Origin of the sequence: Sphaerimonospora cavernae (genome assembly GCF_042435035.1) — a bacterium.
Taxonomy (GTDB): Bacteria; Actinomycetota; Actinomycetes; order Streptosporangiales; family Streptosporangiaceae; genus Sphaerimonospora; species Sphaerimonospora cavernae.
This window is the reverse complement of the sequence record NZ_JBHMQT010000040.1, coordinates 1-25,169: the sequence shown is the minus strand read 5'-3', so window position 1 is coordinate 25,169 and position 25,169 is coordinate 1. Positions and strand designations below refer to the sequence as shown.

Sequence of the window (25,169 nt, the reverse complement as noted above, 5' to 3'; positions counted from 1 at the left end):
ACGGATCTCGCTGCGACCGGTCGAACCGGGCCGCAGCTCCTTCATGTTAGGAATCTTGGAGCCGGTTACGGTGTCCCCCAGCGGCCTACCTTCGGCGGACCGTTACGTTCCAGAATCAAGATCGCCTAATTGACCAGCTTGTGCGAGTCACGATCGGTCTCGTAGAGCGAGTCAAGGAACTCTCCCACCTCATCGGTGAAGAAGATCTCCCACTCGTCCACAGCAACCCCCTCGTTGCCCGCCGGTCGAATTCAAGAATATTCTAAACCCACGGGAGGCGCCGAGAGGGTGAAGTGTCACAACCATCAAGAACGGGTGCCCAGCAGGGCAGAGAGCTAGGACAAACGATGCAGCGCCGTCTCACCCCCAGGACTACGGGCAACGGCGGGCCGAGTGGCATTCAAGGATCAGGCGACAGCAACCGCGCCCATCTGGGCTTTTGAGTGGGTGGAGCCTAGGGGATTCGAACCCCTGACTTCCTGCTTGCAAATCGGCCTGATCACCAGGGGAAACGGCCTCGACCTGGGCGAGAGGCAGCTCGCGAGTGACCGTGAGTGCCCCCTGTTGACCGCCCTTAATGGCCCGCTAATGGCCCGACGATCAGACCCGCGACCTGCGGCGACATGCCATGCACGGCCCGTCTCCTGAAGCGCCCCCGTCCTCCGCGTAGCTGCCGACCCCCAGGACGGGACCGCCGTGTCAAGGGTCAACGAAGTTGATCGCGAAGCGACGCCGTAGGCGCCCTTGACGCGGCGGGCACGGCTGGGACACTCAAGCAACGAGGAGGACGGAGAGCTGTCAATGCCCTCAGACTGGCCTCAGGGTGGTCGCCTAGCGCGTGGGTTCGTCAACAGAACAGATAACGGGTTTGATGCTGGTAGAAGATAGCACTGGGGCTGGATGAGTAGGCTGGCCAGGGAGCGGCATGAGAAACATAAAGGCAACACGTGCAACCGAGCGAGCTGGCATAAATTATGTGCGGACGCTCCTCGAGGCGGTTGACCAAATCGTACAAGAAACAGGTTCATCTAACGACTACGGAGAAGACCTGTATGTCAACCTCGTTGCCGATCAGTCACGGACTGGCGACCTCATACTGATACAGGTTAAGAGCGGCCCAAGCTACAAAAGGAAAGACGGCTATCGAATTCCAGTGGGAGACCATCTGGAGTTTTGGCGAGGCTGCAACGTCCCTATCTTCGGGATAGTCTTCGATATCGATGAAGAACGCGCCTACTGGATTAATATCAGCGACCATCTGGCAGGCGCTTCTTTGGATTCATCAATCAAGGTGGAAAAGACTACAAGGTACGAGCTAACTCGCTCCACCGTCAAAGACTTCGTTGCCGAAGCGATCGATTTCTGTGCGACTTGGGATCGAGCAAGTCGGCCGTTGATTGCAGAACACCTCGACGAAAACTTACATCATAGTCCAAACATGATTGGCCGCCAAGACTCGTACAGGACCGTTCAACAGGCACTTCGCAGCTCCACCAGCTCTTGCATTGTCATTTCCGGTATAGCTGGAACAGGAAAAACTACCCTAGCTAGGGCCGTTGCACGTGAAGCCAGCGATGAATTCTCCGGAGGGGTCCTTGCTATCGACATGCACGGATTCGCCGCAGCTGGCAGGAGGGGGCGGGCCCGCGATGCATACCGTACGCTGCTGCTTGCACTGGGTATAAGCCCTGTCGACATTCCGGACCGCGATGGCCCACAAGCTGCCCTGTATCACGCGCATCTCGGTGCGCTCGCCCGGGAAGGAAAGCCCGTTCTCATCCTTCTCGATAATGTCGCCGATGCATCTCAGGTGATCGACCTCATCCCTTCATCCAGTACGCATCGAGTAATCATCACTTCCCGGGAAAAGCTGAGTCATTTCCTAGAAGCACATCACTTTATACTATCAGAACTTACTCCGGGCGAGTCGGTAGATCTAATTCACGACACCCTTTCGAAAAAGAGGACGGTGCGCACAGTTGAGCCGGTCGAGGAAGACTTCCTAAAGCTCGCAGATTTATGTGGGCATCTGCCACTGGCGCTTAAGATTGCGGTCGGCATCCTTGCCGAAGATGCGCATCTAGCAGTAGCTGACCTTAATGTCGAGCTCGCAACACGCCGCTCGAGACTCGATGTTCTCCACTTAGGTGATCTTGCTGTTAGGGCCGCGCTGGTCACCTCATACGCACGACTCCCTCACGATCTACGGGAGGATTTCGCATTTCTAGCGACGATACCTAGTCCTGAATTTGCATTGAGTTCGGCTGCTACTGTCTGGAGAACCGACGAAAGGGCTGCTCGTATCAATATCCGAAGGCTTGCCGAGAGCCTTTTAATTGAGGCTACAGAGGCGCCGGGCAGATGGCGTATGCATGACCTAGTCTACGCCTTTGCCGAAGAGCAATTGGAGGCGATGGGGGCTGAGGATAAAAGTATTAGAACGCTCTCACTCTTGGAGATGCTGGCAGAACGCACAGGGAACGCGAAATGGCAGTTGCAGCCAGACAGCGTAGAAGTCCCAAGAGGCACAGCGTTCACAAGTGTGGGCGCCGCTGTTACATGGTTCGATCAAGAGCTGAGCACATTGGTCGAGTTGATCGAGCGAGGCATTGCACTAGGACATGAAGGCGCTGAGCATGCTTACGTCATAGCGATGAATTCAGTCCAATACCTTGGTCAATCCCGTCAGGCAGAGCGGGCGGTCTATGTCTGCGAACAAGCGGTCAAGGCCGCAAAACTCATCAAGGACGTCGAACGCCAAGTGGGGGCACTCAACAACTTGGGTATAGCGCTCACGGCCGCGAATCGCTTCTTGGAAGCCCGACAGATCCTGGTCAAGGCCTCGGCTATTGCCGAACGACGCAACTACCCAGATCACGAAGCTAGTGTCCTGATCAGCCTGAGCGCTGTGCAACAGCACCTAAATGGACCCAAGGCTGCAATTCCGACCTTGAAGAGGGCAGTCGCTCTTGCGATGAAGGTGGGTGAGCCTCACGCCATTGCTGCGGCACTGACCAACCTGGGCATGAGATACCGCGAGGCTCGCCAATATGATCTAGCGATCGATTCACTCCAGCGTGCGCTCCCGCTGCACCACGCCTCACGCGACAATCGTAATACCGGGTCTGGATACGCGAATCTTGGGATCGTTCTCACAGCCGTCGGCCGTCTTAGTGAGGCAATAGAAGCCTTCAAGGCCGCAGCAAATTTTTATGATAAGGCGCATGACGCCCATGGTTCCGCTGTGGCGCATCTTGGGCTAGGGCGAGCCCTAACGCGCAGCGGTAGCATATCCGAAGCGAAGCCTCACCTAGCAGTAGCGCTGAGTACTGCTAGGAAATTTGAGGACAAACGCCTTGAGGGTGAAGCCTTGGTGGAGCAGGCTAACTGGTGCAAGAAATCTGGCGACTCTACTGGCGCCGATCACTTATATATGCTATCCGCTACTGCTTATGAAGCTGGCGGTTTTCACCCCCTCGCACTACTCGTCGAGAGGGTACGGGTTGAGGGCATAGATCCTGACTTGATTTCCTAGGTCGGCAACGACGCCCGTACTGACCCTCCCACACTGAATAAGGGGCGGGATGCGTGCAAGCGATTTACGGCAAACGCTACTGTAAGCAACGGCGCATGCTGTTGAGGTAGAGCGAGTATCAGTGTAAGCGGCCTGAGCCGCTGGCGGCCGGGACCGGCCCCCAGGCCGCATGCCCGGCCGCCGAGCGGGCGATGGGCCGCGAGGCGGCGCGTAGCGCCGCCCTTGATTCCTATAAGACCAACTCGGCAGATTCGACTCTGGCATGCCAAACATGTCGTGGATTAGACGCGACTCTTGCATACCGGCCCAATCACCTACGCCACGCGGACCGAAGCAGATCGCGCGCTGACCCTGATCGAAGCGCAGATGATCTCAGGGGAGTGGACGGACCCCGATCGCGGGAAAGTCCTGCTCGGCGACTATGCCCGGACGTGGATCAAGGAGCGACCGGGCCTGCGGCCCAAGACGGTCGAGCTGTACACCTGGCTGCTTGACCGGCAGATCGTCCCTGGCCTGGGCGGCGTGGCCGTGGGCAAGCTGACGACGCAGATGATCCGGTCGTGGCGGGCGAAGCTCATCGACAACGGCGTCTCGGTGTCCACCGCGGCCAAGGCGTACCGCCTGCTGCGGGCCGTGCTGATGACGGCCGTCGAAGAGGACAAGCTGCTCAGCCGGAACCCCTGCCGCATCAAGGGCGCGGACAACGAGCAGACGCCGGAGCGGCCCATTCTCACCGTCGCCCAGGTCTTCGAGCTGGCCGACAAGATGGCCGACCGGCGCTTCCGGGCGCTGATCCTGCTGACCACGTTCGCCAGCCTGCGATGGGGTGAGGTCATAGCGTTGCGGCGGTCGGACATCGACCTCAAGGCGCGGACGGTACGAGTGCGGGAACAGCTCATCGAGCTGGATGGCGGAGACATGGTGCTCGCGCCGCCCAAGTCGCGGGCCGGCAAGCGCACCGTCAGCATCCCCTCGGCGATCGTCCCCGCGCTGACCGAGCACCTGGCCGAGTTCGTCGACCAGGCCGACGAGGCGTTCGTCTTTCTCGGCAAGCGGGCCGGTTACCTGCGCGGTGGCAACTTCCGGCGCGAGGCCAAGTGGGCGGAAGCGCTCAAGGAGATGGGCGTCAAGGGTCTGCACTTCCACGACCTGCGGCACATGGGGAACACGCTCGCCGCGCAGTCGGGTGCGAGCCTCGCCGACCTCAAGGCCCGGATGGGTCACGACAGCGACCGAGCGGCGCTGATCTATCAGCACGCCACACGCGACGCCGACCAGAGAATCGCCGACGCGCTGAGCGCTCGTGTGGAGGCCGACCGGAAGGCGGCCAACGGCAAGAAGGAGAGCAGTGCTGAGAGCTAATGGCCCGTTAATGGCCCGGACACCGCTTCCCAAGATCAGGGAGGCGGTGTTTTGCGAGGTGGAGCCTAGGGGATTCGAACCCCTGACTTCCTGCTTGCAAAGCAGGCGCTCTGCCAGCTGAGCTAAGGCCCCTAGGGGAACGCACCTGCGACCTGAGAAAACCGATAGATCGCGAAGCCGTCCGGCTCGTACACCGTAGCAACAGCGTACGGCCTGGCGCCACTCGATACCCCGTGTCCTCACCATCGGCGGGACGGAAGTGGCGGTGTCGGCGAGCAGCGGGAGTGGCTACCCCGCGGTGGTTACCCCGGCGACGGCGTCGGTGCCGAGGGCCAGGGAGGGGAAGTCGGCGATGGAGTCGAGGATGTGGGTGGCGCCGCCGCCCAGGAGGCGTTCCCGGCTGTGCACGCCGCTGAGCACTCCGGCGACGATCGACGCGCCCGCGCGGCGCCCGCACAGCATGTCACTCTCCGAGTCGCCGGCCACGGCCACGTGCCGTACGTCGTCGATGCCGCAGCGCAGCAGTGCCGTGAGAACCATGTCGGGGTAGGGCCGTCCGCGCCCGGCGTCCTCCGGGCACAGGGCCAGGTCCAGCTTGTCGGTCCAGCCGAGGGCGCTCAGCACCCGGCCGAGGGTGGACCGGCTGAAGCCGGTGATCAGGGCGATCTTCACTCCCGCGTCGCGCAGCTTCTCAAGCGCCTCGACTGCGCCGGGCAGGGGAACGAGCCCGGTCCGTTCGAGGGCGCCCTCGTAGGACCGCTCGAACGTCAGGTTCGCCGCCTGAGCCTGCACCTCGTTGTCGGGGAAGATCCCGCGGAACACCTCGAGCTTGGGACATCCCCGAGACCTGTGCACGTGCACCATCGCCCGTGCATATGCACTGGTCCCGGGAACGATGCCCTGCGTGGCGATCGCCTCGGCGAACGCCCTTTCCACCATGCTGATGTCACCGATCGTGGTTCCCGCCAGGTCGAGGCAGGCCAGCTTCACGGGTGGAATTCCCGCGCCTTCCGCCACGATCACGCCCCATCCAGATGGTCAGTTCTCGCTACCGGTCGCCTCGGTCCACAGGTCGAGCTCGGCGCGGTCGGCCTGGACCTTACGCCAGACCAGCAACCCGCCGACCGCGACCAGCACGAGGACAAGCAGCTTCTTCACGGTGTGACCCCACTTCTCAACGGTCTCACCTGCCGGGTGAGACAACGCCCCGGTTCTTCGGCTCCCTGCAGCCTAGCAAGTGATCGGCCACTGACCCGGATTGCGCGGTAATCGGGTGAACTGAATGTGCCGGTCACGGGTAGCCCGCTGGGCATGCCATACGACTCACACTTCGGGTCGATGAGATCAGAAATGCCCAGGTCGTACCGGCGTTAATCCTCACCCCAGAGCATCCCAGAGCAGGGCAAATGCGTTTGCCGACCAGATTCAGGCCAGATCTAGGAGGGCGACCCAAGCTCCGCTGTCAGCGGAAACGATCAACCGGAACGGACAGCCGGATGATCGTTCCGTCGGCTCCACCCCTGACGTCGAGGTCGGCCAGGAGGTCCATCAGCCACAACCCACGTCCCCCGTAGTCGAACCGCTTGACCGGCTCGACCCGCTGGAAGACCTCGGGGGGGATTCCCGGTCCGCTGTCCGTGATCTCACAGACGAGCGCTTCCGGCTCCCGCCACAAGGCCATACCGCGGGGTGGTATGCCGTACCTGACCGCATTGGTGACCGCCTCGTGCACCGCCAGGACGAAGTCCTCCAACGTGATGCCGGCCAGGCCTGCGTCCCGCGCGGATCTGGCGACGAGATGTCGCACCCGGGTGACTGAGTCCTGGTCGAACTCCAAACTGAGCAGGCTGCCCGGCAATGTCCCCCACCGCCCCTCGGTTTCCCTCGGTGCGCCCTTTATGGTCAGTAGTTCACTTACCGGAGATTCGCGCCTGACACATATTGCCTCGTACCGCTTACGTCACATTCCGGTACGACTTATCTCAGATGACCGAACACGACAGCTGATGGTCAGAGCTCGGCGACGAGCCGGCGCAGCATGTCCTTGGTCTCGGAAGCCGACTTGGCCGCGACGCACAGCCGGTCCATGACCAGCAGGTAGCGGTCGACGTCTTCCCGCTTGTCCAGGTACACAGCGCTGGTGAGCTGTTCCAGGTAGACGACGTCGGGCAGGGACGCCTCCGCGAAGCGGAGGATGCTGAACGGCCCGCCCGCCGCCGCGAGGCCGCCCGCGAGGAACGGCACGACCTGGAGCGTCACATTGGGCAACTCGACCGACTCCAGCAGGTGCTCGAGTTGGGCGCGCATCACGGCCCGGCCGCCGAGCGGACGGCGCACGACGGCCTCGTCCACAACGGCCCACAGATGAGGCGGATCCGGCCGCGTCAGCACCGCCTGCCGCAGCATGCGCAGGCGCACTCGCCGCTCGACGTCCTCGGCCGTCGCGTCGGCGTTGCCGAGCCGTACCACCGCCTGGGCGTATTCCTCGGTCTGCAGCAGCCCGGGAACGAACTGGACCTCGTAGTTCCGTATGCCGCCGGCGGCCTCCTCCAGGCCGACGTACGTCTCGAACCACGATGGCAGCACGTCGTCGTAGTTGTGCCACCAGCCGGGGGCCTTCGCCCGGGGGACCAGCGACAGCAGCGCGTCCCGCTCACCGCTGTCGCGTACGCCGTACAACGTGAGGAGGTCGGCGACGTCCCGGATGCGGAAGCCGACGCGGCCGAGCTCCATCCGGCTGATCTTGGAATGGGATGCGCGGATCGCCCGCCCCGCCTCTTCGAGCGTGATGTGGCTGCGCTCCCGCAGGCGCCGCAGCTGAGAACCCAGCATGATCCGCAGGACGGTGGGGCTCTGACTTTGCTGTGTGGGCAGGGGGTTCGGGAGGGGAGACGCACCTTCTGGCGAGGCGGCGATCATGGTCAGGTCCTTACGAGCACCGGTCACAGAGGCCCGGTTCACGATACCCCGAACGTTCCGTCACGCAAGCTGTCAATTGTTTTCCCAGGCCACTGGACCAGTGTCTGGCAAATCAACGGATGAGGTCATCGAACTCACCCTCCTTGGCCGCCCGGATGAAGCTCCCTATGTCCGGTATGCCGTAAACAAGCACCGGTCCGGCCGGGTAACGGGAGTTGCGCATCCCCACCCGGCCATCGGGCAGCACGGCGAGTTCCACGCAGTTGCCGTTGGGATTGCTGTGACGGCTCTTCCGCCAGTCGGGTTTCCCCGGCCGGGCGGAGGGCATTCCGTTGTCGCTCGCGGTCATCCAACGCCTCGCTTCGTCGTGGACACAGTCAAGTTACAAAAAGTTTGTGCGGTTGCACGTGCATCCGTACTTGCACACTGACACCAATGGGAGCAGTATGACTAACTGAGTCATCCAGCCACATCTCCGACAGCAACCTCGTAGGGCTCTCAATGACTGGTTATCGGGCAGACAGCGCTTCCCTCGCAGAAGCCGATAACGACGGCTGGAAACTGTGGCAAACCATCCTTGAGCAGGTCTTTCCTCGCGGAACCCGATGGCCTTGGCTTCCGCTGGAGGACCAGCCTTCCGAGGCCGAACGGTACGACTCGCTACGGGTCGCCGGGCAGGAGTTCAACCGTGAGATCCTGGCCGCCCGTACGGCACGGCACTTCACAGCGACCGTTCTACGCGGCTGGTCGATGTCGGAGGTCGCCGACGACGCGGCGCTCGCGGTGTGCGAACTGGTGACCAACGCGGTACGGCATGGGCTCAGCCGACCGATCGTCCCGCCCTGCCCGGTTCGGCTGCTGCTGTTCGGCTCGCACCGCGCGCTGCTCTGCGTGGTCACCGATCCCAGCGACGAACCTCCGCTCCTGCGTGAGCCGGATTACGTGGCGGAGACCGGCCGTGGGCTGCAGGTCGTGGCGGGGGTGAGTGAGATGTGGGGCTGGTCGCCGATCCGCCCCCGGGGAAAGGCCGTCTGGGCGGGCTTCACCAGCGGGAAGGCCCGGATGGAGAGCATCACGCCGCGCGACCTCACCTGAGGGCCCCATCTCATCGGCCGACGTGATCGGATACGTGCGCGACATCATGGCACCCAGCCATTGACACGCATCTGCCTCCACTCCACTCTCGGCATTACTGATCTGATCCTGCCCCTCAGAAAGGTAGGGCTGTGACGAGGATCGACATTCACCGCCGCACCGGGATCTCCCTCTCCACGCGAGATCGGGTCGCGTGAGGGAGCCGTGACGCCGCCTGCGAGCCCGCCCGCCGACATCGGCGGGAACCCGGAACGCGGCGACCCTCGACAGGTCGTTCTCTACACGGACCGGCACCTGCACGTCACCTGGTCGCCCCTTGATTCATCGGTCGTGCTGAGCGGAGAGGTCGACGTCTCCAACAGCGCCGCGCTGGCCTCGGCACTGGCCCGGGTGCGCGATCCCGATCGCGGGATCGTCGTCGACGCCGCGGAACTGCGCTTCATCGACCTGTCGGGGCTCCGCGCGTTGCTCCATCCCAGCCTCAGGCAGTCGGGCCCGGGCGGGGGCCCGGGCGGGGAAGGTGTGCGGCTGCGCAACGTGCCGCCGTACCTGGAGCGCCTGCTGCGGCTTCTGGACGGCAGCGAGTGCCGATGACCCGAGCCCCGGTCTCGCCGGACCACCGGGGGCCGATAGGGTGAAGCCAGGTGTGCCGGGAAGCCTGGTCGGCGAACAGCTCTGTCCTTAGTGTCGAAACTGTCGAAAAGGCGAAAAGTGACCCGCACAACCGTATGCCACGGGCAGGTGAACCATGCGCGCCCGTGATCTCGTCGCCCAGATTCCCACCATCGCTGTGGACGCCCCGGTCGTCGAGGCGGCGCACCTCATGGTCGAGCGGGACCTGCCCGGGCTGATCGTGCTCGACGAGCTGGGGAGGCCGTTCACGATCCTCCCCGGCACCCAGGTGCTCCGCCTGGCCGTGCCGCACTACTGCCAGGACGACCCCGCGCTGGCCCGGGTGATCGACGAGGCGCACGCAGACGAGTTCCTACGCGCCCTCGGCGGCCTCACCGTCCGCCGGGCCCTGCCCGACCGGCCGCGCGAACTCCCGGTGACCGATCCGGACGCCACGGTGCTGGAGGTCGCGGCGCTGATGGCGCGTACCCGCAGCCCGCTCGTCGCCGTCGTCGACGCCGGCCGACTGCTGGGCGCGGTCACGCTCAACGCGTTGATGAGCCGGTTGGTCGGCGCATGACGCTGACCGCATGGGTGGCGGCGGCCGTTTTCGTCGCCACGTACATCCTCATCGCCAGCGAGAAGGTGCACCGGACCAAGGCCGCGCTGGTCGGCGGCGGGATCCTGCTGCTCATCCACGCGACCGACGCCAAGTCGGCTTTCTTCTCCGAGCACTCGGGCGTGGACTGGAACGTCATCTTCCTGCTGCTCGGCATGATGGTGATCGTCGGAGTGCTCCGGCAGACCGGCGTGTTCGAATACCTCGCGATCTGGGCGGCCAAACGCGCCAGGGGGCGGCCCTTCCGGCTCATGGTGCTGCTGCTCGTGATCACCGCGGTGGCGTCGGCGCTGCTTGACAACGTCACGACCGTGCTGCTGATCGCCCCGGTCACGTTCCTCGTGTGCGAGCGGCTGGCCCTGCCCGTCGCGCCCTTCCTCATCGCCGAGGCCCTGGCGTCCAACATCGGTGGTACGGCGACGCTCGTCGGCGATCCCCCGAACATCATCATCGCCAGCCGGGCCGGCCTGACCTTCAACGACTTCCTCGTCCATCTCGCGCCGCTGGTCGTCGTGCTGATGGCGGTCTTCATCGGGCTGTGCCGGGTGCTGTTCCGCAAGGCGTTCCGGTACGACCCCGGCCGGGCCGCCGAGATCATGAAACTCGACGAGAAGGCGGCCATCGAGGACCGGGTCATGCTCGTCCAGAGCCTGGCCGTGCTCGGCCTGGTGATCGCCGCCTTCCTGCTGCATCCCGTGCTGCACTACGAGCCGTCGATCGTGGCGCTGCTCGGCGCCGGACTGCTGGTGCTGGTGACCAAGGTGACGACCCAGGACGCCATCCGCGAGGTCGAGTGGCCCACGCTGGTGTTCTTCGCGGGGCTCTTCGTCATGGTCGGCGCACTGGTGGAGACGGGGATCATCGGCCGCCTCTCCGCCGCCGCCGCCGAGGCCACCGGGGGCGACCTCGGTGTCACGACCATGGTCCTGCTCTGGGCCTCGGCGGCCCTGTCCGCGATCGTGGACAACATCCCCTACGTCGCGACGATGAGCCCGATCGTGTCCGACCTCGTGCACCAGTTCCCCGACGGGGGAGCACAGGTGCTGTGGTGGGCGCTCGCGCTCGGCGCCGACCTCGGCGGGAACGCCACGGCCATCGGCGCCTCGGCCAACGTCGTCATCCTCGGCCTCGCCGAGCGCAACGGCGCGCGGATCAGCTTCTGGCAGTTCACCAAGTACGGCCTGGTGGTCACCCTGGTCACCGTCGCGCTGGCCGTGCCGTACCTCTGGCTGCGCTACCTCCTCTGAGCGCTCCTCCGAAAGGCCCGAGGGTTCGGAGAGCTGCCGAGAGTCCGGAAAACCATCCGGACTCCCATCCCTCGGAATACCCTAGGGGGGTAGGGTGTTAGGGTGGGCATCGCCGGGTTAAACCCTGAATTTTCCGGACAAAGAGGAGTAATTGAGATGGCTACCAGCACCTACACCATCAAGGGCATGACCTGCGGCCACTGCGTCCGCTCGGTGACCGAGGAGGTCGAGGCCGTCCCCGGTGTCACCGGGGTGAAGGTCGAGTTGGAGACCGGCCTGATGGAGGTCGCCGGCGAGGGCCCGGCCGATGACGCGGCGGTCGAGGCCGCCGTCCGGGAGGCCGGCTACGAAGTGGTGAACCAATGAACGAGGCCCTTGTGAAGCTGGGCGCGTACGGCCTCGGGCTGACCGTGATCTTCGCCGCGGCCCTGGGCGTCGGCAGCGCGGCGGGTGACGCGATCACCGACCCGGTGGTGACTCATGCGACCCCCGCAAACCTGTCCCCCAAGGGTCATGGCGCCACCCCCACCGACGACGCCCACGTCACACAAGCTCAAACGGCCGCCGACACCCCCGCGGCGGCCGACCTGCCAGGAGGTCTGCAGGTGTCCCAGAACGGTTACACCCTCGTCCCCGAAACCACCGTGCTCACGCCGGGCGAGCCGGTCGACTTCCGGTTCACCGTCACCGGGCCGGACGGCTCCCCGCTCACCGCCTATCAGGTCCAGCACGAGAAGAAGCTGCACCTGATCGTCGTCTCGCGTGATCTCGGTGAGTTCCGGCACCTGCACCCCGCCGAGGCCGGCGACGGGATCTGGTCGGTCAAGCTGACGCTGCCCCGCCCCGGGGCGTACCGGGCGTTCGCCGACTTCGCCCCGGAGGGAGCGGCCGGACTGACGCTCGGCGTCGACCTGTTCGCACCGGGCGATCAGACACCGCGGGCGCTGCCCGAGCCGAGCCGTACGGCCACGGTCGACGGCTACACGGTCACGATGACCGGGACCCTCGCCTCAGGCGAGGCGGGTACGCTCGACTTCGAGGTGAGCAGGGACGGCAGGCCCGTCACCGATCTGCAGCCCTACCTGGGCGCCTTCGGCCACCTGGTCGCGCTGCGCGCGGGTGACCTCGCCTACCTTCACGTGCACCCGGAGGGTACGGCGCCGGCCGCCGGAGACGACGCGGCCGCCTCGCGAGTCGCGTTCCACGCGAAGGCGCCGAGCCCCGGCGGCTACCGTCTGTTCCTGGACTTCAAGCACGAGGGGACCGTGCACACGGCCGCCTTCACCGTCCACGCGGAGCAGGGCTCCGGGAGCCACGATTCCGGCGCCCACGATTCCGACGGCCACGGCCACTGACGCAGGGACGACGCGAGAAAGGAGTGGTGATGGCTTCCATCACCGATGGCAGGCCTTCGGGGTCCGGTGGCACGGGCCCCGCCGACGGCACGGTCGAACTCTCGATCAGCGGCATGACCTGCGCCTCATGCGCCAACCGGATCGAGCGCAAGCTGAACAAGCTGGAGGGCGTGACCGCCACGGTCAACTACGCCACGGAGAAGGCGAAGGTCAGCTATCCCGGGGGCCTGGACCCCGCGCTGCTCGTCGCCGAGGTGGAGAAGGCCGGTTACCGGGCCAAGCTGCCCGAGAAAGCCAGGCCGGATGAGACGGTCGCGGCCGAGGTCCGTACGGCTGAGGCGCCGCCGATCCCCCGATCCGGGCAGGAGGACGGAGCCGACCGGGACGACGAGCTCGGGCCGCTGCGCAACCGGCTGATCACCGCCGTGGCGCTCGCCGTACCGGTGATCGCGATGGCGATGATCCCGGCGCTGCAGTTCACGAACTGGCAGTGGCTGTCGCTCACGCTCGCCGCCCCCGTCGTGGTCTACGCCGGCCTGCCGTTCCACCGGGCCGCGTGGACCAACCTGCGGCACGGCACGGCCACCATGGACACGCTCGTCTCGCTCGGCACGATCGCCGCGCTGGGCTGGTCGCTGTGGGCGCTGTTCTTCGGCACCGCGGGCACGCCGGGCATGACCCACCCGTTCGCGCTGACGATCGAACGCACCGACGGCTCGGGCAACATCTACCTGGAGGCCGCCGCCGGAGTGACGGCGTTCATCCTTGCCGGGCGCTACTTCGAGGCCCGCTCCAAGCGCCGCGCCGGCGCCGCGCTGCGGGCCCTGCTGCAGCTGGGCGCCAAGGAGGTCGCCGTGCTGCGCGACGGCCGGGAGGTCAGGATCCCGACCGATCGGCTCGCGGTGGGAGACCGGTTCGTCGTACGGCCCGGCGAGAAGATCGCCACCGACGGAGCCGTCGAGGAGGGGACGTCCGCGGTCGACGCCTCCATGCTGACCGGCGAGTCGGTCCCGGTGGAGGTACGGCCCGGCGACCAGGTGACCGGAGCCACGGTCAACGCCGGGGGACGGCTGGTGGTCCGCGCGACCCGGGTGGGGGCCGACACCCAGCTCGCCCAGATGGCCCGCCTCGTGGAGGAGGCCCAGACCGGCAAGGCACAGGTGCAGCGCCTCGCCGACCGGATCTCCGGGATCTTCGTGCCCATCGTGATCGCGCTGGCCGTCGGCACGCTGGGCTTCTGGCTCGGCACCGGTCAGGGCGCGGGGGCGGCCTTCACCGCGGCGGTAGCCGTACTGATCATCGCGTGCCCCTGCGCACTCGGACTGGCCACGCCGACCGCACTGCTGGTCGGCACCGGTCGCGGCGCCCAGCTCGGCATCCTCATCAAGGGCCCGGAGGCGCTGGAGTCCACCCACGGCATCGACACGGTCGTGCTGGACAAGACCGGCACGGTCACCGAGGGCAAGATGAAGCTGGTCGAGGTCGTCACCGCCGAAGGCGTGGCGGAGAAGGAGGTGCTGCGCCTGGCCGGCGCGCTGGAGCACGCCTCCGAACACCCGATCGCCAGGGCGATCGCCCGCGCGGCGGCCAAGCGGGTGGGAGACCTGCCCGCACCGGAGGACTTCGCCAACGTCGAGGGCCTGGGCGTGCAGGGTGTGGTCGACGGCCACGCCGTGCTGGTCGGGCGGCCCCGGCTGCTCGCCGAGTGGTCCCAGCACCTGCCCGCCGACCTGGAGCGTGCGCTGCGGGCCGCCCAGGAGGCCGGCCGTACGGCTGTCGCGGTCGGCTGGGACGGCGCGGCACGCGCGATCCTCGTGGTCGCCGACACCGTCAAGCCGACCAGCGCCGAGGCGATCAGGTTGCTGCGCGCGCAGGGGCTGACCCCGGTGCTGCTCACCGGCGACAACGAGGCCGCCGCGAGGTCGGTGGCCGCCGAGGTCGGGATCGACGAGGTGATCGCCGAAGTGCTGCCCGCCGGCAAGGTCGACGTGGTCAAGCGGCTACAGGCCGAGGGCAGGAAGGTCGCCATGGTCGGTGACGGGATCAACGACGCGGCGGCGCTCGCGCAGGCCGATCTCGGGCTGGCCATGGGCACCGGAACCGATGTCGCGATCCAAGCCGCCGACCTCACCCTGGTCCGCGGTGACCTGCGGGTGGCGGCGGACGCGATCCGGCTGTCTCGCCGCACGCTACGGACGATCAAGGGGAACCTGTTCTGGGCGTTCGCCTACAACGTGGCCGCGCTGCCGCTGGCCGCCGCCGGACTGCTCAACCCGATGATCGCCGGTGCCGCGATGGCGTTCTCCAGCGTCTTCGTGGTCAGCAACAGCCTCCGGCTGCGCCGGTTCAGGTGACTCCCCCACCAGGTCGCCGGGCGCACCGACGAACTGGTGCGCACCTTTGACCTGGACGCCGCTCATCCGCTGCCGGAAGCCCCGTGGTTCGAACCCGGGGCGAGCTGGTCGGTGCGCCGGGTGCTGCTGCACATCATCGCGGAGACCGCCCAGCACGCTGGGCATGCCGACATCCTCCGAGAGGCCATCGATGGTCAGAAGACCATGGGCTGACGCGCCATCGATGTGGGCATGCCCGGGACCCACACCGGGCGTGCTCACATATCGTCGGGCAACAGCCGGTACGCCTTGTGGGGTGTGAGGGGCCGGATCACCCGGAAATCACGGCGATCGAGAGTGAGGACCGCGTCTGTACGGTAGTCCGCGGCCAAGACGACATTCACCGCGTCAGCGAGGTCCAAGTCCAGACTGTCGTAGCGTCGCCGCACCGCCGTGGCCGATTCGAGGATCTCCGTGGTCAGCTCGGGGATCTGAAATCGCAGTTGGCGAGCATTGGCAAGGAGGAACGCGATGATCTGCGTCCTCGCCGCTGATCCGAAACGGGCCTTCGCCAAATGGTCGACTTCTGCCAACACCAGGGGAGAGATGACGACGGTTCCAGCCTCGCGAAGCACACGCTGACAATCGATGCTCTCAGCCGCGTCCTCATCAGACGCGGCGATGATGCCGGAGGTGTCACCGATGACAATCATCGGCCCCAACCTCTCCGGCGATCACAGCCGTGACCTCGTCACCGCCGACCGGCTTGCCACCTCCCTTGAAAGTCGGCCACTCCAAGGGCTCGTCCCACACCCGATTCGCCATGGCGGCCAGATGGATCCCCTCACGGATGATTTCCGCCTCGGAAACACCCCGACGTCGGGCGGCTTCCTTGATGAGAGCGAGGTCTTCGGGATCGGCGTAGACGTTCGTCCTCTTCATCGACATGTACCAACGCTAACACACGCACCTAAATACAGTCAGGAACGGGCCGGCGCATGCCGATCGACCCACCCCTCGGCGTCATCACCCGGCGCACCTACCTCGAGGAGTTCCTGACCGACCCGAAGCCCGCGGCGGGGCGAGACCGGAAGCTACGGCGGGAAATCCAATAACCATGGACGTCGATACGACGATATACCTCAAGATCAACGGATTTGCCCGGTCCACCCCTTGGCTTCAGGGCGCCATGTCCGCCTACGCCTGGTGGGGTGGGCTGACCGCGCTCACGCTGCTCCTGCTCATCGGGTGGTGGCGAGCCCGGCAGCGCTTCTACCCGCCTGGCGCGGTCGCGACCACGGTCCTCACCGGTCTGTCCACTGTGGTCGCCCTCGAGGTTAACCAGGAACTGATCTCGCCTCTCATCTCACGGGCCCGCCCATGCAACGCGGTCCACCACGCGTTGGTGCTGCTCCGCTGCGGCCATGATTTCTCGATGCCCAGCGACCACAGCGTCATCGCCGGGGCCTTCGCCGCCGGGCTGTTCCTCCTGGACCGCAAACTGGGCGTGCTGGCCGCCGTGCTGGCCGTGCTGATGGCGTTCGGCCGCGTCTATGTCGGCGTGCACTACCCGTTGGACGTGGCGGCCGGTCTGCTCACCGGGGCGGCACTGGGCCTGCTCGTCGTGGTGGCCCTGCACGGGATCACGGCATCGTTCGCCGCCCGCCTCGCCCATACCGCCCTCCACCCACTGATCTTCGCGAGCATCGATCAACGCGGTACGGCCCAGCCGACCTGACGACACGCATCCTCGACGCGACCGGCCGCGGTCCAGGGGGACGGGCCGCCGCCGGCGCGTCGGGGGACAGACCCCCGTTCTCACGCATCCCGCCCTCGCGGCCCGCCCCTTTACCTGAGCGCCCAGACCTGGGGAGTGGTTCAGACGCCGGGCGGCTCCGGCGGGAAGGGGATGGCGGCGAGGACGGGGATGAGCGTCTCCTCCTCGAAGTCCAGGTGCGCCTCCAACTCGCCGGTCATCCGGTCCAGCTCGGCCCGGAACCGGTCGGGGTCGGCGGTGGTCACGTCGGCCAGCAGTCTCTCGAGCTCGCCCCGGATCCGGTCCACGGTGCGATGCTCGGCGCGCAGTCGCCCGATCGCCTCACGCAGGTGCGGATGCCGCCGCTCCATCTCGGGCAGCAGCTGCGCGTCCTCACCCGTGTGGTGGAAGTGAAGGGACTCGCAGAAGGCCAGGCAGTGCTGCCTGAGCTGGAGGTTGAGGCCGACCGGACGGACATCACCGGCCTCCCTCTCGGCGAAGTACGCATCCGCCTCGGCCCGGACGCGGCGCAGCTGGTCACGCAGCCACCGATGGATCTCGACGAGTTTGTCGGCGAGGTTGGCGATCTCATCGGGACCGGCCTCGGTGAAGGAGCGCTCCAGCGCCACCACCGGCAGCCGTCGCTCGACGCCGACCTGGTAGTCCGCGTAGCCGGGCGCCACCCGCACGATCTCCTCGAACAGCCGGTCGCGCTCGGCGCCCTCCGCCGGGACGGCGATCGCGCCGAAGGTCTCGGTGCCGACCTCCACCTCCACCATGGGATGTTCGAGCAGGTTGTGATACCAGGCAGGGTGGCGGGGTGAGCCGCCGGCCGAGGCGACGACGAGCAGCCGGTCACCCTCACGGACGTAACCGAGGGGAGTCGTGTGCTCCCGGCCTGACTTCGCCCCCACCGTGGTCAGCAGCAGCAGATCACCCCCTTCGAAGGGCCCGCCGACGCGTCCGCCGTTGGCGCGGAACTCCTCGACGATCGGACGGTTGAACTCACTGATGTGCGGTTCGGCCCGCAGGTACGGGTTCTGAGGCTGGGCCTTGGGCTGGTTCTGGGCCTGTGACAAGCCGGATTTCTCCTTGGCGCACGGTTTCGAACGCGAGATCCTGACGGTCTCTTCGACGGCTCTGTTGGATCTCTTCGTGGCGGGCGCGCCGATGCGCCGCATGCGGACGTACGGAAATCCGCGCGAGAAGCGGCGACCAGAAACACGGGAGGCGCGCCCGGGGACGCGTGAGCGTCAACGGAAGCAGCGACGATGCCGAGAGCGTGGCGAGACGGCCACGCAGCCTAAGGCGGTGTCAGACGAGGCGCGTGATGTGTGGACTCACAATGCACTCCCCGGATGTAAAGGTGCCTCCATGCCACCGACGTCCACCTGTTCGATGACACGCGACACAATCCGTCATTAGACCCGAGACGACCACCCCCGTCAAGGGAGGATCTGTCCGCGTAGGCGGGCCTCACTCCTGTGGCCGTACCGCGCGCACGTAGTAGAAGAAGGGCTTGAGCGTCCCGTCGTCCACGACCTGGAATCCCGCTGCGGGGATCAGGTCGCCGAGCAACTCGCGGGGGCTGTGCCGCATCGCGGGGCCGGACAGCAGGCCGACCAGGCGGGCCGCCAGCGGATTGGTGGGCGGTCGGAATTCGGCGATCAGCAGGCGGCCACCGGGCCGCAGCACGCGGAACATCTGCCGTACGGCACTGCCTCGCGCGTCGACGGGCATGTGGTGGATCGCCAGGCTGGAGACCACCACGTCGAACGACTCATCGGGCAGATTCATCGTCTGCCCGTCACCGACCAGATAGAAGCAGTTCTTGGGCGCACGCCGGCGGGCGTACTCGACCATCGGCTGTGCCGGGTCGACGCCGGTCACCTGCCCGGCGGGACCGACGACCGGTGCCAGGATCCGGGTCAGATAGCCGGTGCCGCAGCCGACGTCGAGGATTCTGTGACCAGGGCGGACGCCTGACAAGGCTGCCAGGCGGGTGAAGACCTCTCGCCGTCGGCCGGCGAAGCCGATGGACGCGAAGACATCGTAGGCCCGGGGATGATCGATCGTCCCGCCCTCCTCAGCATGCTCGGCATGATCGTGCAGCAGCTTGCCCAGTCCCATCGCTATCTCCCTTTACTGAACATAGTGTTCGTTTACGGATGATCTGTACGCTAGCCTGCAGGGGTCGGCGATGCCGGTCAACAACCAGTTCTGCCCGGCTGTGCCGTATCGAACAGGATCGGGGAAATTGTCCGGTAATACAGGAGATCGACGGGTGCGGCGGACCCGGCGGGCGATCCAGGAGGCGCTGACGGAGCTGATCCTGGAGCGTGGCTACCAGGCGGTGACCGTCAGCGACATCATCGACCGCGCCAATGTGGGCCGTTCGACGTTCTACGCGCACTTCGCGGACAAGCAGACGGTGCTGTTCGGCCTCCTGGACGAGCTCGCCTTCATACATCCGGCGCCGACGGCCGAGGGGGAACTGTTCGCGTTCAGCCTGCCGATGTTGGAACACGTGCGGGAGCGGCACCGGCTGGTGCGGGCCCTGGTCGGGCGGCGTGGCGGCGGCGGGGTGGTCATGGCGCACGGGGAGCGGATGCTGGCCGAGGTCATCCGCGACGAGCTGCTCGGCCGCGGCGCACGTGCCTCGGCCTCACTCGATCTCGTGGTGACCTGCGTCGTCGGGGCGTTCGCGGCGCTCGTGCGCTCATGGGTGGACGGAGAGATCACCGCCACCCCGGCCGAGTTGGATGCCGCGTTCCGTGCGACCGTCATCCCGGGCGTGCGGGCTCTGCTGGACACCAAACTCCCGGGGCCGGCGGGGAGAAGCGGGGGCCGGTTCGACCTGCCCTGAACTGTGGGGCAGGTCTCGGTCCGCCTCGACTGTCGTCCATCGCCTACTCGTCACGATTGTTTACGCCGGACATGCGAGGGCAAACGTGATAAATGGGTAGCCACAATCATGCGGTCACCGACGCCATCCTGGAGACGCTGAAGCGTGCCGGCGCCGGTCTCAAGGAGGCGGGAGTGCGGTTCGCCCTGGCGGGAGGCTGTGCCGGGTATGCCAGAGGCGCCGCGCCGTCGCTTCACGACGTCGACTTCGCGCTCGTGGAGGAGGACGTCCCGCTCGCCCTCAAGGCCCTCGACGGGCTCGGCTTCCAAATCGTCAAGCCGCCAGAGGACTGGCTGGTCAAGGCTTACAACGGGGAGGGCGTGCTCGTCGACATGATTTTCTCGATCGCCGAGCGGCCGGTCACCGAGGAGCTGATCGCGCGGGCACAGCCGATCACCACCGCGGCGATCAGCCTTCCCGTGCTCGAGGCCACCGACCTGGTGGTCTCCTGGATCCTGCCATTGTCGGAGCACAGCTGTGACTACGGATCGCTGCTGCCGGTGATCCGCGCGATGCGGGAGCAGGTGGACTGGGACCGGGTCGCCGCCATCGTGGCGCCGTCGCCGTACGCGTCGACGTTCGTCACGCTGCTCGAACGGCTCCGCATCATCACACCGACCTCGCCGGCGCCACCCGTCGGCTGGCCCTGAAACGGGGCGCGGGGATCCAGGAGGCCGCCATGGTCATACGAGGAGCTCCTCGATCGTGAGCCGCTCGTGTGCGAAGCACAGGTGCCGTGCCGCCTTCAGGGCGTTCTCCAAGGGGTCGGGATAGGACCAGGCGACGTCGTCCAGGTGCTCCTCGCCCAGGCGGAGCGACCAGTAGGCGGCCTCACCCTTGTAGGGGCAGAAGGTCCGTGTGGGGCTGGCTTCCAAAACGTCCATGCGGATGTCCTTCTGCGCGATGTACAGGCGGTTGGGCAGCCCGGTCTCCGACAGCACCATCGGCGCCGTGGTGTCGGCGATGATCTGGCCGTCCAGGCGCACCCGGACGCGGCGGCTGGAGGCGCGTACGTCCACCCGGTGGTACGGATCCCGGAGGTGGCCGTGGACCACCTCGGCCTCGTCGTACCAGGCGTCCATGGCCTCCCAGGCGATCGCGACGTACCCGCGCATCCACCACAGCTCGTCGTAGGCCCATGCCGCGTTGTCGACCACCCGGTCCCCCGCCCGAACAGACCAGTAGCGGGCCTGCCCCTTGAACGGGCAGGTGGTGGTGTGCTCGCTCGGCTGGAGCAGTTCGGTGCGCAGCCCCTTTTCCGGGACGTACAGCTGGGGCAGCATCTCGCTTTCGTGCAGCAGCTTGGCCTCGCCGGTGTCGACGATCACCTCTCCGCCGAGCACGGCGCGGACGCGGCGCGGGAAGTCCTGGAAGAACAGGCGGTGTTCCGGGCCGGTGATCTCGTAGTTCACGGTGGCGGGAGGCGTCGTCGACAGCGGCCCGCCGCCCATGGTCAACGTCATGGTCTGCCTTTCGTCGCGCGGGCCTCCGACCCGCTACCTGGAGCTTCCGGTCATCTCGATGGTCGGGGTTTCGGTTTCGCAATCCCTACCCGCGCGCGTGCCCGATCCACGTGTCGACGCCGACGAGCTGGGCACGGGGGAGGCATTGGGGTGAATCGCTATGACCATCCACTACAGCGAAATGCTGTCGTCCATCAGTGAAATGACCGGGCTGGATTCGCAGTCGGCGCGGACCGCGGCGGATGCCACGCTGGCCGTTCTCGCCCGAACCCTGGACGAGCCCGAACGCCGACGCCTGCTGGAGGTGCTTCCCGGGCAGATCCCCGGCGCCTTCCCCCTGACAGACGAGCCGCGGCAGCGGACCGAGGCGGACTTCGTCACCGAGGTGTCCCGCCTGGAACGGCGCCCGCCCGAACAGGCCCGCCTCCACACGCAGGCCGTCCTGACCACCTTGAAAGAGCAGGAACCCGAATTGGTCGCAGAGCTGCACCTGTCGGGCGAGCTCCACGGGATCTTCCAGCCGCCGAACGTCGGCGGCGGCGTCACCGGCCCGACGGGCGGCACCGCGCCGCTCGTCCAGGAGGAGCTCGACGGGGCGCTGTCGACGTTGCCGGACTGGACCGGAGACCGCACGGCGCTACGGCGAACGATCTCCCTCCCTCCCGACAACACCGAGGCGCTGCGAGCAGGGCTCGACCGGCTCCGGGAGGCCTTCGGCCGCAAGCCGCAGGTCCATCAGGTGCCGGACGGCCTGGAGTTGACCGTTCAAACGGCCTCCATCTCAGCTGTCACCGCGCTCGATGTCGAGCTGGCCCACCGCATCGATCAACTGATCGCGGAGATCGGCCCCGGGATCGGCGGACCGCTGGGGTGACCAAGGGGACCGGTCCCTCAGGCCGCGGGGGCCGGCACCGGTGGCCGGTGCCAGGAATATTCGATGAGAGATGGGTACGGCTGACCTATGGTGCATGTCATCGACCGGGAGGCCGTACAGGACCTTCACGCCACTCGGCAGGCGCAGTTGATCGAGGTCCTGCCGCCCGAGCAGTACGAGTGGGCGCATCTGCCCGGCGCGGTCAACGTGCCGTTATCGGAGTTGGCGACGTCGGCGGCCGGGCTGGACCGCTCGCGTCCGGTCATCGTCTACTGCCATGACTGGCTGTGCGACATGAGCTCGCGTGCCGCGCACCGGCTGGAACGCCTGGGGTTCGGGGAGGCGTACGACTACGTCGCCGGCAAGCTGGACTGGCTCAGCGCCGATCTGCCCTATGAGGGGAACGCCGACCTGGTCGTCCGGAGGATGCGGCGTGATCCGGTGACCGCCTACCTGGACGACCCGCTGGAGGAGGTGGCCGACAGGATCATCGCGGATCCGGCGGGGCTGGCTGTGGTGGTCGACGAAGACGACGTCGTCCAGGGGGTCGTCGGCGCACCCGAACTGGAGGGCGCCGACTCGGCGGCCACGGCCGAAGACGCCATGCGCGTCGACGCTCCCACGGTGCGTCCGAGTGAGGGGGCGGCGCTGCTGACCAAGCGCATGGACCGGGCCGAACTCCAGCACGTGGTCGTGACCAAGGCCGACGGCACCCTGGTGGGCCTGTTCGGCCTCGGCGATCTGCGCTCCCAGGAGTCCGAACCCGATCTGGGATAGCTGACAGGTGGGGGTGAGGTGGGTGGGCGTCCGGGCCTGCTCCCGGCCTTGCCGGCTGCGCTGGGTGTATGGGGATTCCACCTCTTCTCCGCCCTGCTCGATGGGCTCGCTCGATGGGCTCGGTGTAGGGGATTGCACCTCGTCCCGGTCACCCGGGCTCGAGGTCGGGTACTGCGGTCCCGTGGTCATGGTCTCCTCCTCGCGGTGCCGTACGTGCGGCGCGGCCTTCGGCGGCCGGGCTCACGCACAGTCGTCGCGGTCCACTTCCCCTCGCTTCCTGGGCGGCGCCGTACCCCGAAGGGGAGGGGCCATGCACGCCAGGCCGTACCGGATCCCCGGGTTGCCAGGCCCACCGGGTGAGACCGCGAAGCGCCAGGATGAACGCGCCCGCCGCGGCCCGGGGCAGAGCGGTGGCGGCGCCGACGCCGAGTGCGGTGGCGATCTCGGCGGACCGGCGAAGCCTGGTCAACAATCCGCCGCTCCAGCCGCCGGTGGTGTCGGTTCCCTCGGCCATCGGGGTGAACAGGTTGCCCGGGCTGGGCGGCGCGGGCCGGAGGCGGTCGAGGTGCATCCGGTCGGCCAGCGTCGCGAGCATCGACTCGACCAGGCCGGGGGCGAGACGGGCCTGGTAGGCCTGGAACCGGCCGGCGTTGCCGACGTACACCTCGCGCCGGGGCAGGCGGGCCAGGTTGACGATGGTGCGGGCGACCTGCTTCGGCGGGTGGACCGGGGGCATCGCCCTGACCGCCCGCCCGGTGAAGTTCCCCGCGTGCTGGAAAAGCGGGGTGTCGATCGTCGCCGGCATCACCGTGCACACGTCGATGCCGTGGCCTCCGTCCAGGGCGAGTTCCTGGCGCAGCGCCATCGACAACGCCCTGACCGCGTGCTTGCTCAGCACGTAGGCGGCGGCATACGGCTGGGACAGCACCGACATGACCGAGCCGACGTTGATCAGCACCCCGCTGCCCTGTTCCCGGAAGATCGGGAGTACGGCCCGGGCACCGTGCAGGTACCCGAACAGGTTGGTGTCGATGACGCGACGGAAGGCGTCCATCGGCGCGTCCTCGATCCGTGCGAACAGCGTCACCGCGGCGTTGTTGACCCACACGTCGATCCGGCCCAACCGATCGACGGCCGTGCGGGCGAGTTGCCGTACGGCCTCCTCGTCGACGACGTCGGTCGGCACGGCGATCGCCGTGGTACCCCGCTGCCGGCATTCCTCGACCAACTCGTCCAGTGGCTCTTTCCGCCGCGCCGCGACCACCACGGCGCTGCCCTGATCCGCGAACGCGAGCGCTGTGGCGCGTCCGATCCCGCTGGACGCGCCGGTGACGACGACCACGAACTTTGAAAACGAGTTCAGCACCATCACATCGCCTACCAGGGTCCGGCCAGGGTCCGATGCCGCCGACCTGAAGGTGGGGTGCCGCACTCAGCGGTGGGAGGCCTGCTTCGCATGGGCCTTGGCCTCCTGCGGGTCCTTGCCCTTCTCGACCTCGCCGAGCGCCTTGCGGAGCTCCTCGGCGGTCATCTTCGAGTTGCCCTCGATGCCCGCCTCGTGCGCGCGACGTCGCAGGTCGTGCAGTTCCTTGTCCTCAACCATGGTTTCCCCTTCTCGATGCGGGCACTGCCCATGCATCGGCAGGTCAAACCAGAGAGCACTACTGGCCGGATCCGCTGGTGGAAGCCGCACAAGGGAGTCTGCGCAGGAGGGCCACCACACGATGCAGAACGACTTTCCGGTCTGGCTGCGGATCGAGCACTGGCTGAACGTGCTGTTCGTCACCCTGCTCATCCGCAGCGGGATCGAGATCCTCGCCGCCCACCCGAAGCTCTACTGGCGCGACCACAGCAGGCCGGGGACCGAGTGGGCGAGGTTCACCCGCAAGACCATGCCGAAGGACAAGCTGTACGACACGCTGGACGAGGAGGAGTCGTATTCCGCGATCGTGTCGCTGCCCGGCCACAGGAAGCTCGGGATGGGCCGGCACTGGCACTTCTTCACCGTGATGGGCTGGCTCCTGCTCGGCATCTCGTACTGGGTCCTGCTGTTCGCCACCGGCCAGTGGCGCCGCTATCTCCCCACCTCGTGGGACATCTTGCCTGAGGCATGGCGCGACATCGTGACCTACACCGAGTTCCGGCTGCCGCCGATGATTCCGGGTGAGCCGTTCGACGCGCTGCAGAAGCTGAGCTACGCCGCGGTGATCTTCCTGCTGGCGCCGTTCCAGATCCTCACCGGACTGGTGCAGGTACCGGCGATCGAGGCGCGGTTCCCGTGGTTCGTGCGGATGTTCGGCGGCCGGCAGGCGGCGCG

General features: G+C 66.8%; 27 protein-coding genes, 1 tRNA gene and 1 pseudogene. 16 read left to right on the top strand and 13 right to left on the bottom strand.

The window, feature by feature from the left end; genetic code table 11:
* The first annotated feature begins 925 nt into the window (after positions 1 to 925).
* Positions 926 to 3,535, top strand: coding sequence for a tetratricopeptide repeat protein (locus ACFHYQ_RS18805; RefSeq protein ID WP_394302465.1), 2,610 nt, complete (start codon positions 926 to 928; stop codon positions 3,533 to 3,535).
* A gap of 294 nt (positions 3,536 to 3,829) precedes the next feature.
* Positions 3,830 to 4,897 carry a site-specific integrase gene (locus ACFHYQ_RS18800; protein WP_394302464.1) on the top strand — a complete coding sequence of 356 codons (1,068 nt, stop codon included), beginning with the start codon at positions 3,830 to 3,832 and terminating at the stop codon, positions 4,895 to 4,897.
* 59 nt (positions 4,898 to 4,956) lie between these two features.
* On the opposite strand, the gene ACFHYQ_RS18795 is transcribed toward ACFHYQ_RS18800, so the two are convergent.
* The 6 genes from ACFHYQ_RS18795 to ACFHYQ_RS18770 form a co-directional block, all read right to left on the bottom strand.
* A tRNA-Ala gene (locus tag ACFHYQ_RS18795) sits at positions 4,957 to 5,029 on the bottom strand.
* A gap of 156 nt (positions 5,030 to 5,185) precedes the next feature.
* Complete coding sequence (locus ACFHYQ_RS18790) at positions 5,186 to 5,920, bottom strand: HAD-IA family hydrolase (protein WP_394302463.1); 735 nt, start codon at positions 5,918 to 5,920, stop codon at positions 5,186 to 5,188.
* Between the two features lie 15 nt (positions 5,921 to 5,935).
* Entirely contained in the window at positions 5,936 to 6,055 is a 120-nt protein-coding gene (locus ACFHYQ_RS18785) for a DLW-39 family protein (RefSeq protein ID WP_239090066.1), read from the bottom strand.
* A 304-nt stretch (positions 6,056 to 6,359) separates the two neighbouring features.
* Positions 6,360 to 6,734, bottom strand: a complete 375-nt coding sequence (locus ACFHYQ_RS18780) for an ATP-binding protein (RefSeq protein WP_394302462.1) — start codon at positions 6,732 to 6,734, stop codon at positions 6,360 to 6,362.
* Between the two features lie 173 nt (positions 6,735 to 6,907).
* Entirely contained in the window at positions 6,908 to 7,729 is an 822-nt protein-coding gene (locus ACFHYQ_RS18775; RefSeq protein WP_394302461.1) for a Sco1979 family transcriptional regulator, read from the bottom strand.
* 199 nt (positions 7,730 to 7,928) lie between these two features.
* Positions 7,929 to 8,165, bottom strand: a complete 237-nt coding sequence (locus ACFHYQ_RS18770; RefSeq protein ID WP_394302460.1) for a DUF397 domain-containing protein — start codon at positions 8,163 to 8,165, stop codon at positions 7,929 to 7,931.
* A gap of 152 nt (positions 8,166 to 8,317) precedes the next feature.
* Here ACFHYQ_RS18770 and ACFHYQ_RS18765 point away from each other — a divergent pair, with 152 nt between their 5' ends.
* From ACFHYQ_RS18765 to ACFHYQ_RS18730, 8 genes and pseudogenes are all read left to right on the top strand, one after another.
* Entirely contained in the window at positions 8,318 to 8,911 is a 594-nt protein-coding gene (locus ACFHYQ_RS18765) for an ATP-binding protein (protein ID WP_394302459.1), read from the top strand.
* Between the two features lie 204 nt (positions 8,912 to 9,115).
* Positions 9,116 to 9,505, top strand: a complete 390-nt coding sequence (locus ACFHYQ_RS18760; protein WP_394302458.1) for an STAS domain-containing protein — start codon at positions 9,116 to 9,118, stop codon at positions 9,503 to 9,505.
* 154 nt (positions 9,506 to 9,659) lie between these two features.
* Positions 9,660 to 10,103, top strand: coding sequence for a CBS domain-containing protein (locus ACFHYQ_RS18755; protein ID WP_394302457.1), 444 nt, complete (start codon positions 9,660 to 9,662; stop codon positions 10,101 to 10,103).
* Positions 10,100 to 11,389: an ArsB/NhaD family transporter gene (locus ACFHYQ_RS18750; RefSeq protein WP_394302456.1), complete on the top strand. Its 1,290-nt coding sequence runs from the start codon at positions 10,100 to 10,102 to the stop codon at positions 11,387 to 11,389. Before ACFHYQ_RS18755 ends, ACFHYQ_RS18750 begins: the two co-directional genes overlap by 4 nt.
* Before the next feature lie 156 nt (positions 11,390 to 11,545).
* Complete coding sequence (locus tag ACFHYQ_RS18745; RefSeq protein WP_394302455.1) at positions 11,546 to 11,755, top strand: heavy-metal-associated domain-containing protein; 210 nt, start codon at positions 11,546 to 11,548, stop codon at positions 11,753 to 11,755.
* Positions 11,752 to 12,744 (top strand): DUF8832 domain-containing protein, encoded by a 993-nt coding sequence (locus tag ACFHYQ_RS18740; RefSeq protein WP_394302454.1) that lies wholly within the window; start codon positions 11,752 to 11,754, stop codon positions 12,742 to 12,744. Before ACFHYQ_RS18745 ends, ACFHYQ_RS18740 begins: the two co-directional genes overlap by 4 nt.
* A gap of 29 nt (positions 12,745 to 12,773) precedes the next feature.
* Positions 12,774 to 15,098: a heavy metal translocating P-type ATPase gene (locus ACFHYQ_RS18735; RefSeq protein ID WP_394302453.1), complete on the top strand. Its 2,325-nt coding sequence runs from the start codon at positions 12,774 to 12,776 to the stop codon at positions 15,096 to 15,098.
* A 21-nt stretch (positions 15,099 to 15,119) separates the two neighbouring features.
* Positions 15,120 to 15,311: pseudogene (locus ACFHYQ_RS18730) on the top strand (mycothiol transferase); the annotation flags it as partial.
* Between the two features lie 44 nt (positions 15,312 to 15,355).
* Here ACFHYQ_RS18730 and ACFHYQ_RS18725 read toward each other — a convergent pair.
* Both ACFHYQ_RS18725 and ACFHYQ_RS18720 read right to left on the bottom strand, forming a co-directional pair.
* Positions 15,356 to 15,790, bottom strand: coding sequence for a PIN domain-containing protein (locus ACFHYQ_RS18725; RefSeq protein WP_204019095.1), 435 nt, complete (start codon positions 15,788 to 15,790; stop codon positions 15,356 to 15,358).
* Positions 15,774 to 16,025 (bottom strand): ribbon-helix-helix domain-containing protein, encoded by a 252-nt coding sequence (locus tag ACFHYQ_RS18720; RefSeq protein WP_204019094.1) that lies wholly within the window; start codon positions 16,023 to 16,025, stop codon positions 15,774 to 15,776. The genes ACFHYQ_RS18725 and ACFHYQ_RS18720 overlap by 17 nt, the downstream gene beginning before the upstream one ends.
* A gap of 169 nt (positions 16,026 to 16,194) precedes the next feature.
* On the opposite strand from ACFHYQ_RS18720, the gene ACFHYQ_RS18715 reads away from it, so the two are divergent.
* Entirely contained in the window at positions 16,195 to 16,815 is a 621-nt protein-coding gene (locus tag ACFHYQ_RS18715) for a phosphatase PAP2 family protein (RefSeq protein ID WP_394302452.1), read from the top strand.
* A 140-nt stretch (positions 16,816 to 16,955) separates the two neighbouring features.
* Here the strand turns inward: ACFHYQ_RS18715 and ACFHYQ_RS18710 are convergent, their stop codons facing one another.
* Both ACFHYQ_RS18710 and ACFHYQ_RS18705 read right to left on the bottom strand, forming a co-directional pair.
* Positions 16,956 to 17,912 (bottom strand): nitroreductase/quinone reductase family protein, encoded by a 957-nt coding sequence (locus tag ACFHYQ_RS18710; RefSeq protein ID WP_394302451.1) that lies wholly within the window; start codon positions 17,910 to 17,912, stop codon positions 16,956 to 16,958.
* A 397-nt stretch (positions 17,913 to 18,309) separates the two neighbouring features.
* Positions 18,310 to 18,963: a class I SAM-dependent methyltransferase gene (locus tag ACFHYQ_RS18705; protein ID WP_394302450.1), complete on the bottom strand. Its 654-nt coding sequence runs from the start codon at positions 18,961 to 18,963 to the stop codon at positions 18,310 to 18,312.
* A gap of 154 nt (positions 18,964 to 19,117) precedes the next feature.
* Here ACFHYQ_RS18705 and ACFHYQ_RS18700 point away from each other — a divergent pair, with 154 nt between their 5' ends.
* Both ACFHYQ_RS18700 and ACFHYQ_RS18695 read left to right on the top strand, forming a co-directional pair.
* On the top strand, positions 19,118 to 19,699 hold the full coding sequence (locus ACFHYQ_RS18700; protein ID WP_394302449.1) for a TetR/AcrR family transcriptional regulator: 582 nt from the start codon (positions 19,118 to 19,120) through the stop codon (positions 19,697 to 19,699).
* A 92-nt stretch (positions 19,700 to 19,791) separates the two neighbouring features.
* A complete protein-coding gene (locus ACFHYQ_RS18695; protein ID WP_394302448.1) occupies positions 19,792 to 20,388 on the top strand; it encodes a nucleotidyltransferase family protein in 597 nt (198 codons plus the stop codon).
* A gap of 33 nt (positions 20,389 to 20,421) precedes the next feature.
* On the opposite strand, the gene ACFHYQ_RS18690 is transcribed toward ACFHYQ_RS18695, so the two are convergent.
* Positions 20,422 to 21,201 carry a DUF427 domain-containing protein gene (locus ACFHYQ_RS18690; protein WP_394302447.1) on the bottom strand — a complete coding sequence of 260 codons (780 nt, stop codon included), beginning with the start codon at positions 21,199 to 21,201 and terminating at the stop codon, positions 20,422 to 20,424.
* Between the two features lie 160 nt (positions 21,202 to 21,361).
* Here ACFHYQ_RS18690 and ACFHYQ_RS18685 point away from each other — a divergent pair, with 160 nt between their 5' ends.
* On the top strand, positions 21,362 to 22,075 hold the full coding sequence (locus ACFHYQ_RS18685; RefSeq protein WP_394302446.1) for a DUF2267 domain-containing protein: 714 nt from the start codon (positions 21,362 to 21,364) through the stop codon (positions 22,073 to 22,075).
* 87 nt (positions 22,076 to 22,162) lie between these two features.
* Entirely contained in the window at positions 22,163 to 22,852 is a 690-nt protein-coding gene (locus ACFHYQ_RS18680) for a rhodanese-like domain-containing protein (RefSeq protein ID WP_394302445.1), read from the top strand.
* Between the two features lie 148 nt (positions 22,853 to 23,000).
* Here ACFHYQ_RS18680 and ACFHYQ_RS18675 read toward each other — a convergent pair whose 3' ends face one another.
* Together ACFHYQ_RS18675 and ACFHYQ_RS18670 are read right to left on the bottom strand one after the other, a co-directional pair.
* Positions 23,001 to 24,221, bottom strand: a complete 1,221-nt coding sequence (locus ACFHYQ_RS18675; protein ID WP_394302444.1) for an SDR family oxidoreductase — start codon at positions 24,219 to 24,221, stop codon at positions 23,001 to 23,003.
* A gap of 63 nt (positions 24,222 to 24,284) precedes the next feature.
* Positions 24,285 to 24,455: a hypothetical protein gene (locus tag ACFHYQ_RS18670; RefSeq protein WP_394302443.1), complete on the bottom strand. Its 171-nt coding sequence runs from the start codon at positions 24,453 to 24,455 to the stop codon at positions 24,285 to 24,287.
* A 121-nt stretch (positions 24,456 to 24,576) separates the two neighbouring features.
* Here ACFHYQ_RS18670 and ACFHYQ_RS18665 point away from each other — a divergent pair.
* Positions 24,577 to 25,169, top strand: a 593-nt coding sequence (locus ACFHYQ_RS18665; protein WP_394302442.1) for a cytochrome b/b6 domain-containing protein, incomplete at its 3' end; no start/stop codon positions are given.

Coding starts and splice junctions, on each gene's coding strand:
- ACFHYQ_RS18805 (WP_394302465.1), top strand. CDS start 926: ATGAGAAACATAAAGGCAACACGTGCAACCGAGCGAGCTGGCATAAAT.
- ACFHYQ_RS18775 (WP_394302461.1), bottom strand. CDS start 7,729: ATGCTGGGTTCTCAGCTGCGGCGCCTGCGGGAGCGCAGCCACATCACG.
- ACFHYQ_RS18770 (WP_394302460.1), bottom strand. CDS start 8,165: ATGACCGCGAGCGACAACGGAATGCCCTCCGCCCGGCCGGGGAAACCC.
- ACFHYQ_RS18765 (WP_394302459.1), top strand. CDS start 8,318: ATGACTGGTTATCGGGCAGACAGCGCTTCCCTCGCAGAAGCCGATAAC.
- ACFHYQ_RS18755 (WP_394302457.1), top strand. CDS start 9,660: ATGCGCGCCCGTGATCTCGTCGCCCAGATTCCCACCATCGCTGTGGAC.
- ACFHYQ_RS18750 (WP_394302456.1), top strand. CDS start 10,100: ATGACGCTGACCGCATGGGTGGCGGCGGCCGTTTTCGTCGCCACGTAC.
- ACFHYQ_RS18745 (WP_394302455.1), top strand. CDS start 11,546: ATGGCTACCAGCACCTACACCATCAAGGGCATGACCTGCGGCCACTGC.
- ACFHYQ_RS18740 (WP_394302454.1), top strand. CDS start 11,752: ATGAACGAGGCCCTTGTGAAGCTGGGCGCGTACGGCCTCGGGCTGACC.
- ACFHYQ_RS18735 (WP_394302453.1), top strand. CDS start 12,774: ATGGCTTCCATCACCGATGGCAGGCCTTCGGGGTCCGGTGGCACGGGC.
- ACFHYQ_RS18725 (WP_204019095.1), bottom strand. CDS start 15,790: ATGATTGTCATCGGTGACACCTCCGGCATCATCGCCGCGTCTGATGAG.
- ACFHYQ_RS18720 (WP_204019094.1), bottom strand. CDS start 16,025: ATGTCGATGAAGAGGACGAACGTCTACGCCGATCCCGAAGACCTCGCT.
- ACFHYQ_RS18715 (WP_394302452.1), top strand. CDS start 16,195: ATGGACGTCGATACGACGATATACCTCAAGATCAACGGATTTGCCCGG.
- ACFHYQ_RS18705 (WP_394302450.1), bottom strand. CDS start 18,963: ATGGGACTGGGCAAGCTGCTGCACGATCATGCCGAGCATGCTGAGGAG.
- ACFHYQ_RS18695 (WP_394302448.1), top strand. CDS start 19,792: ATGGGTAGCCACAATCATGCGGTCACCGACGCCATCCTGGAGACGCTG.
- ACFHYQ_RS18690 (WP_394302447.1), bottom strand. CDS start 21,201: ATGACGTTGACCATGGGCGGCGGGCCGCTGTCGACGACGCCTCCCGCC.
- ACFHYQ_RS18685 (WP_394302446.1), top strand. CDS start 21,362: ATGACCATCCACTACAGCGAAATGCTGTCGTCCATCAGTGAAATGACC.
- ACFHYQ_RS18680 (WP_394302445.1), top strand. CDS start 22,163: ATGGTGCATGTCATCGACCGGGAGGCCGTACAGGACCTTCACGCCACT.
- ACFHYQ_RS18675 (WP_394302444.1), bottom strand. CDS start 24,221: ATGGTGCTGAACTCGTTTTCAAAGTTCGTGGTCGTCGTCACCGGCGCG.
- ACFHYQ_RS18670 (WP_394302443.1), bottom strand. CDS start 24,455: ATGGTTGAGGACAAGGAACTGCACGACCTGCGACGTCGCGCGCACGAG.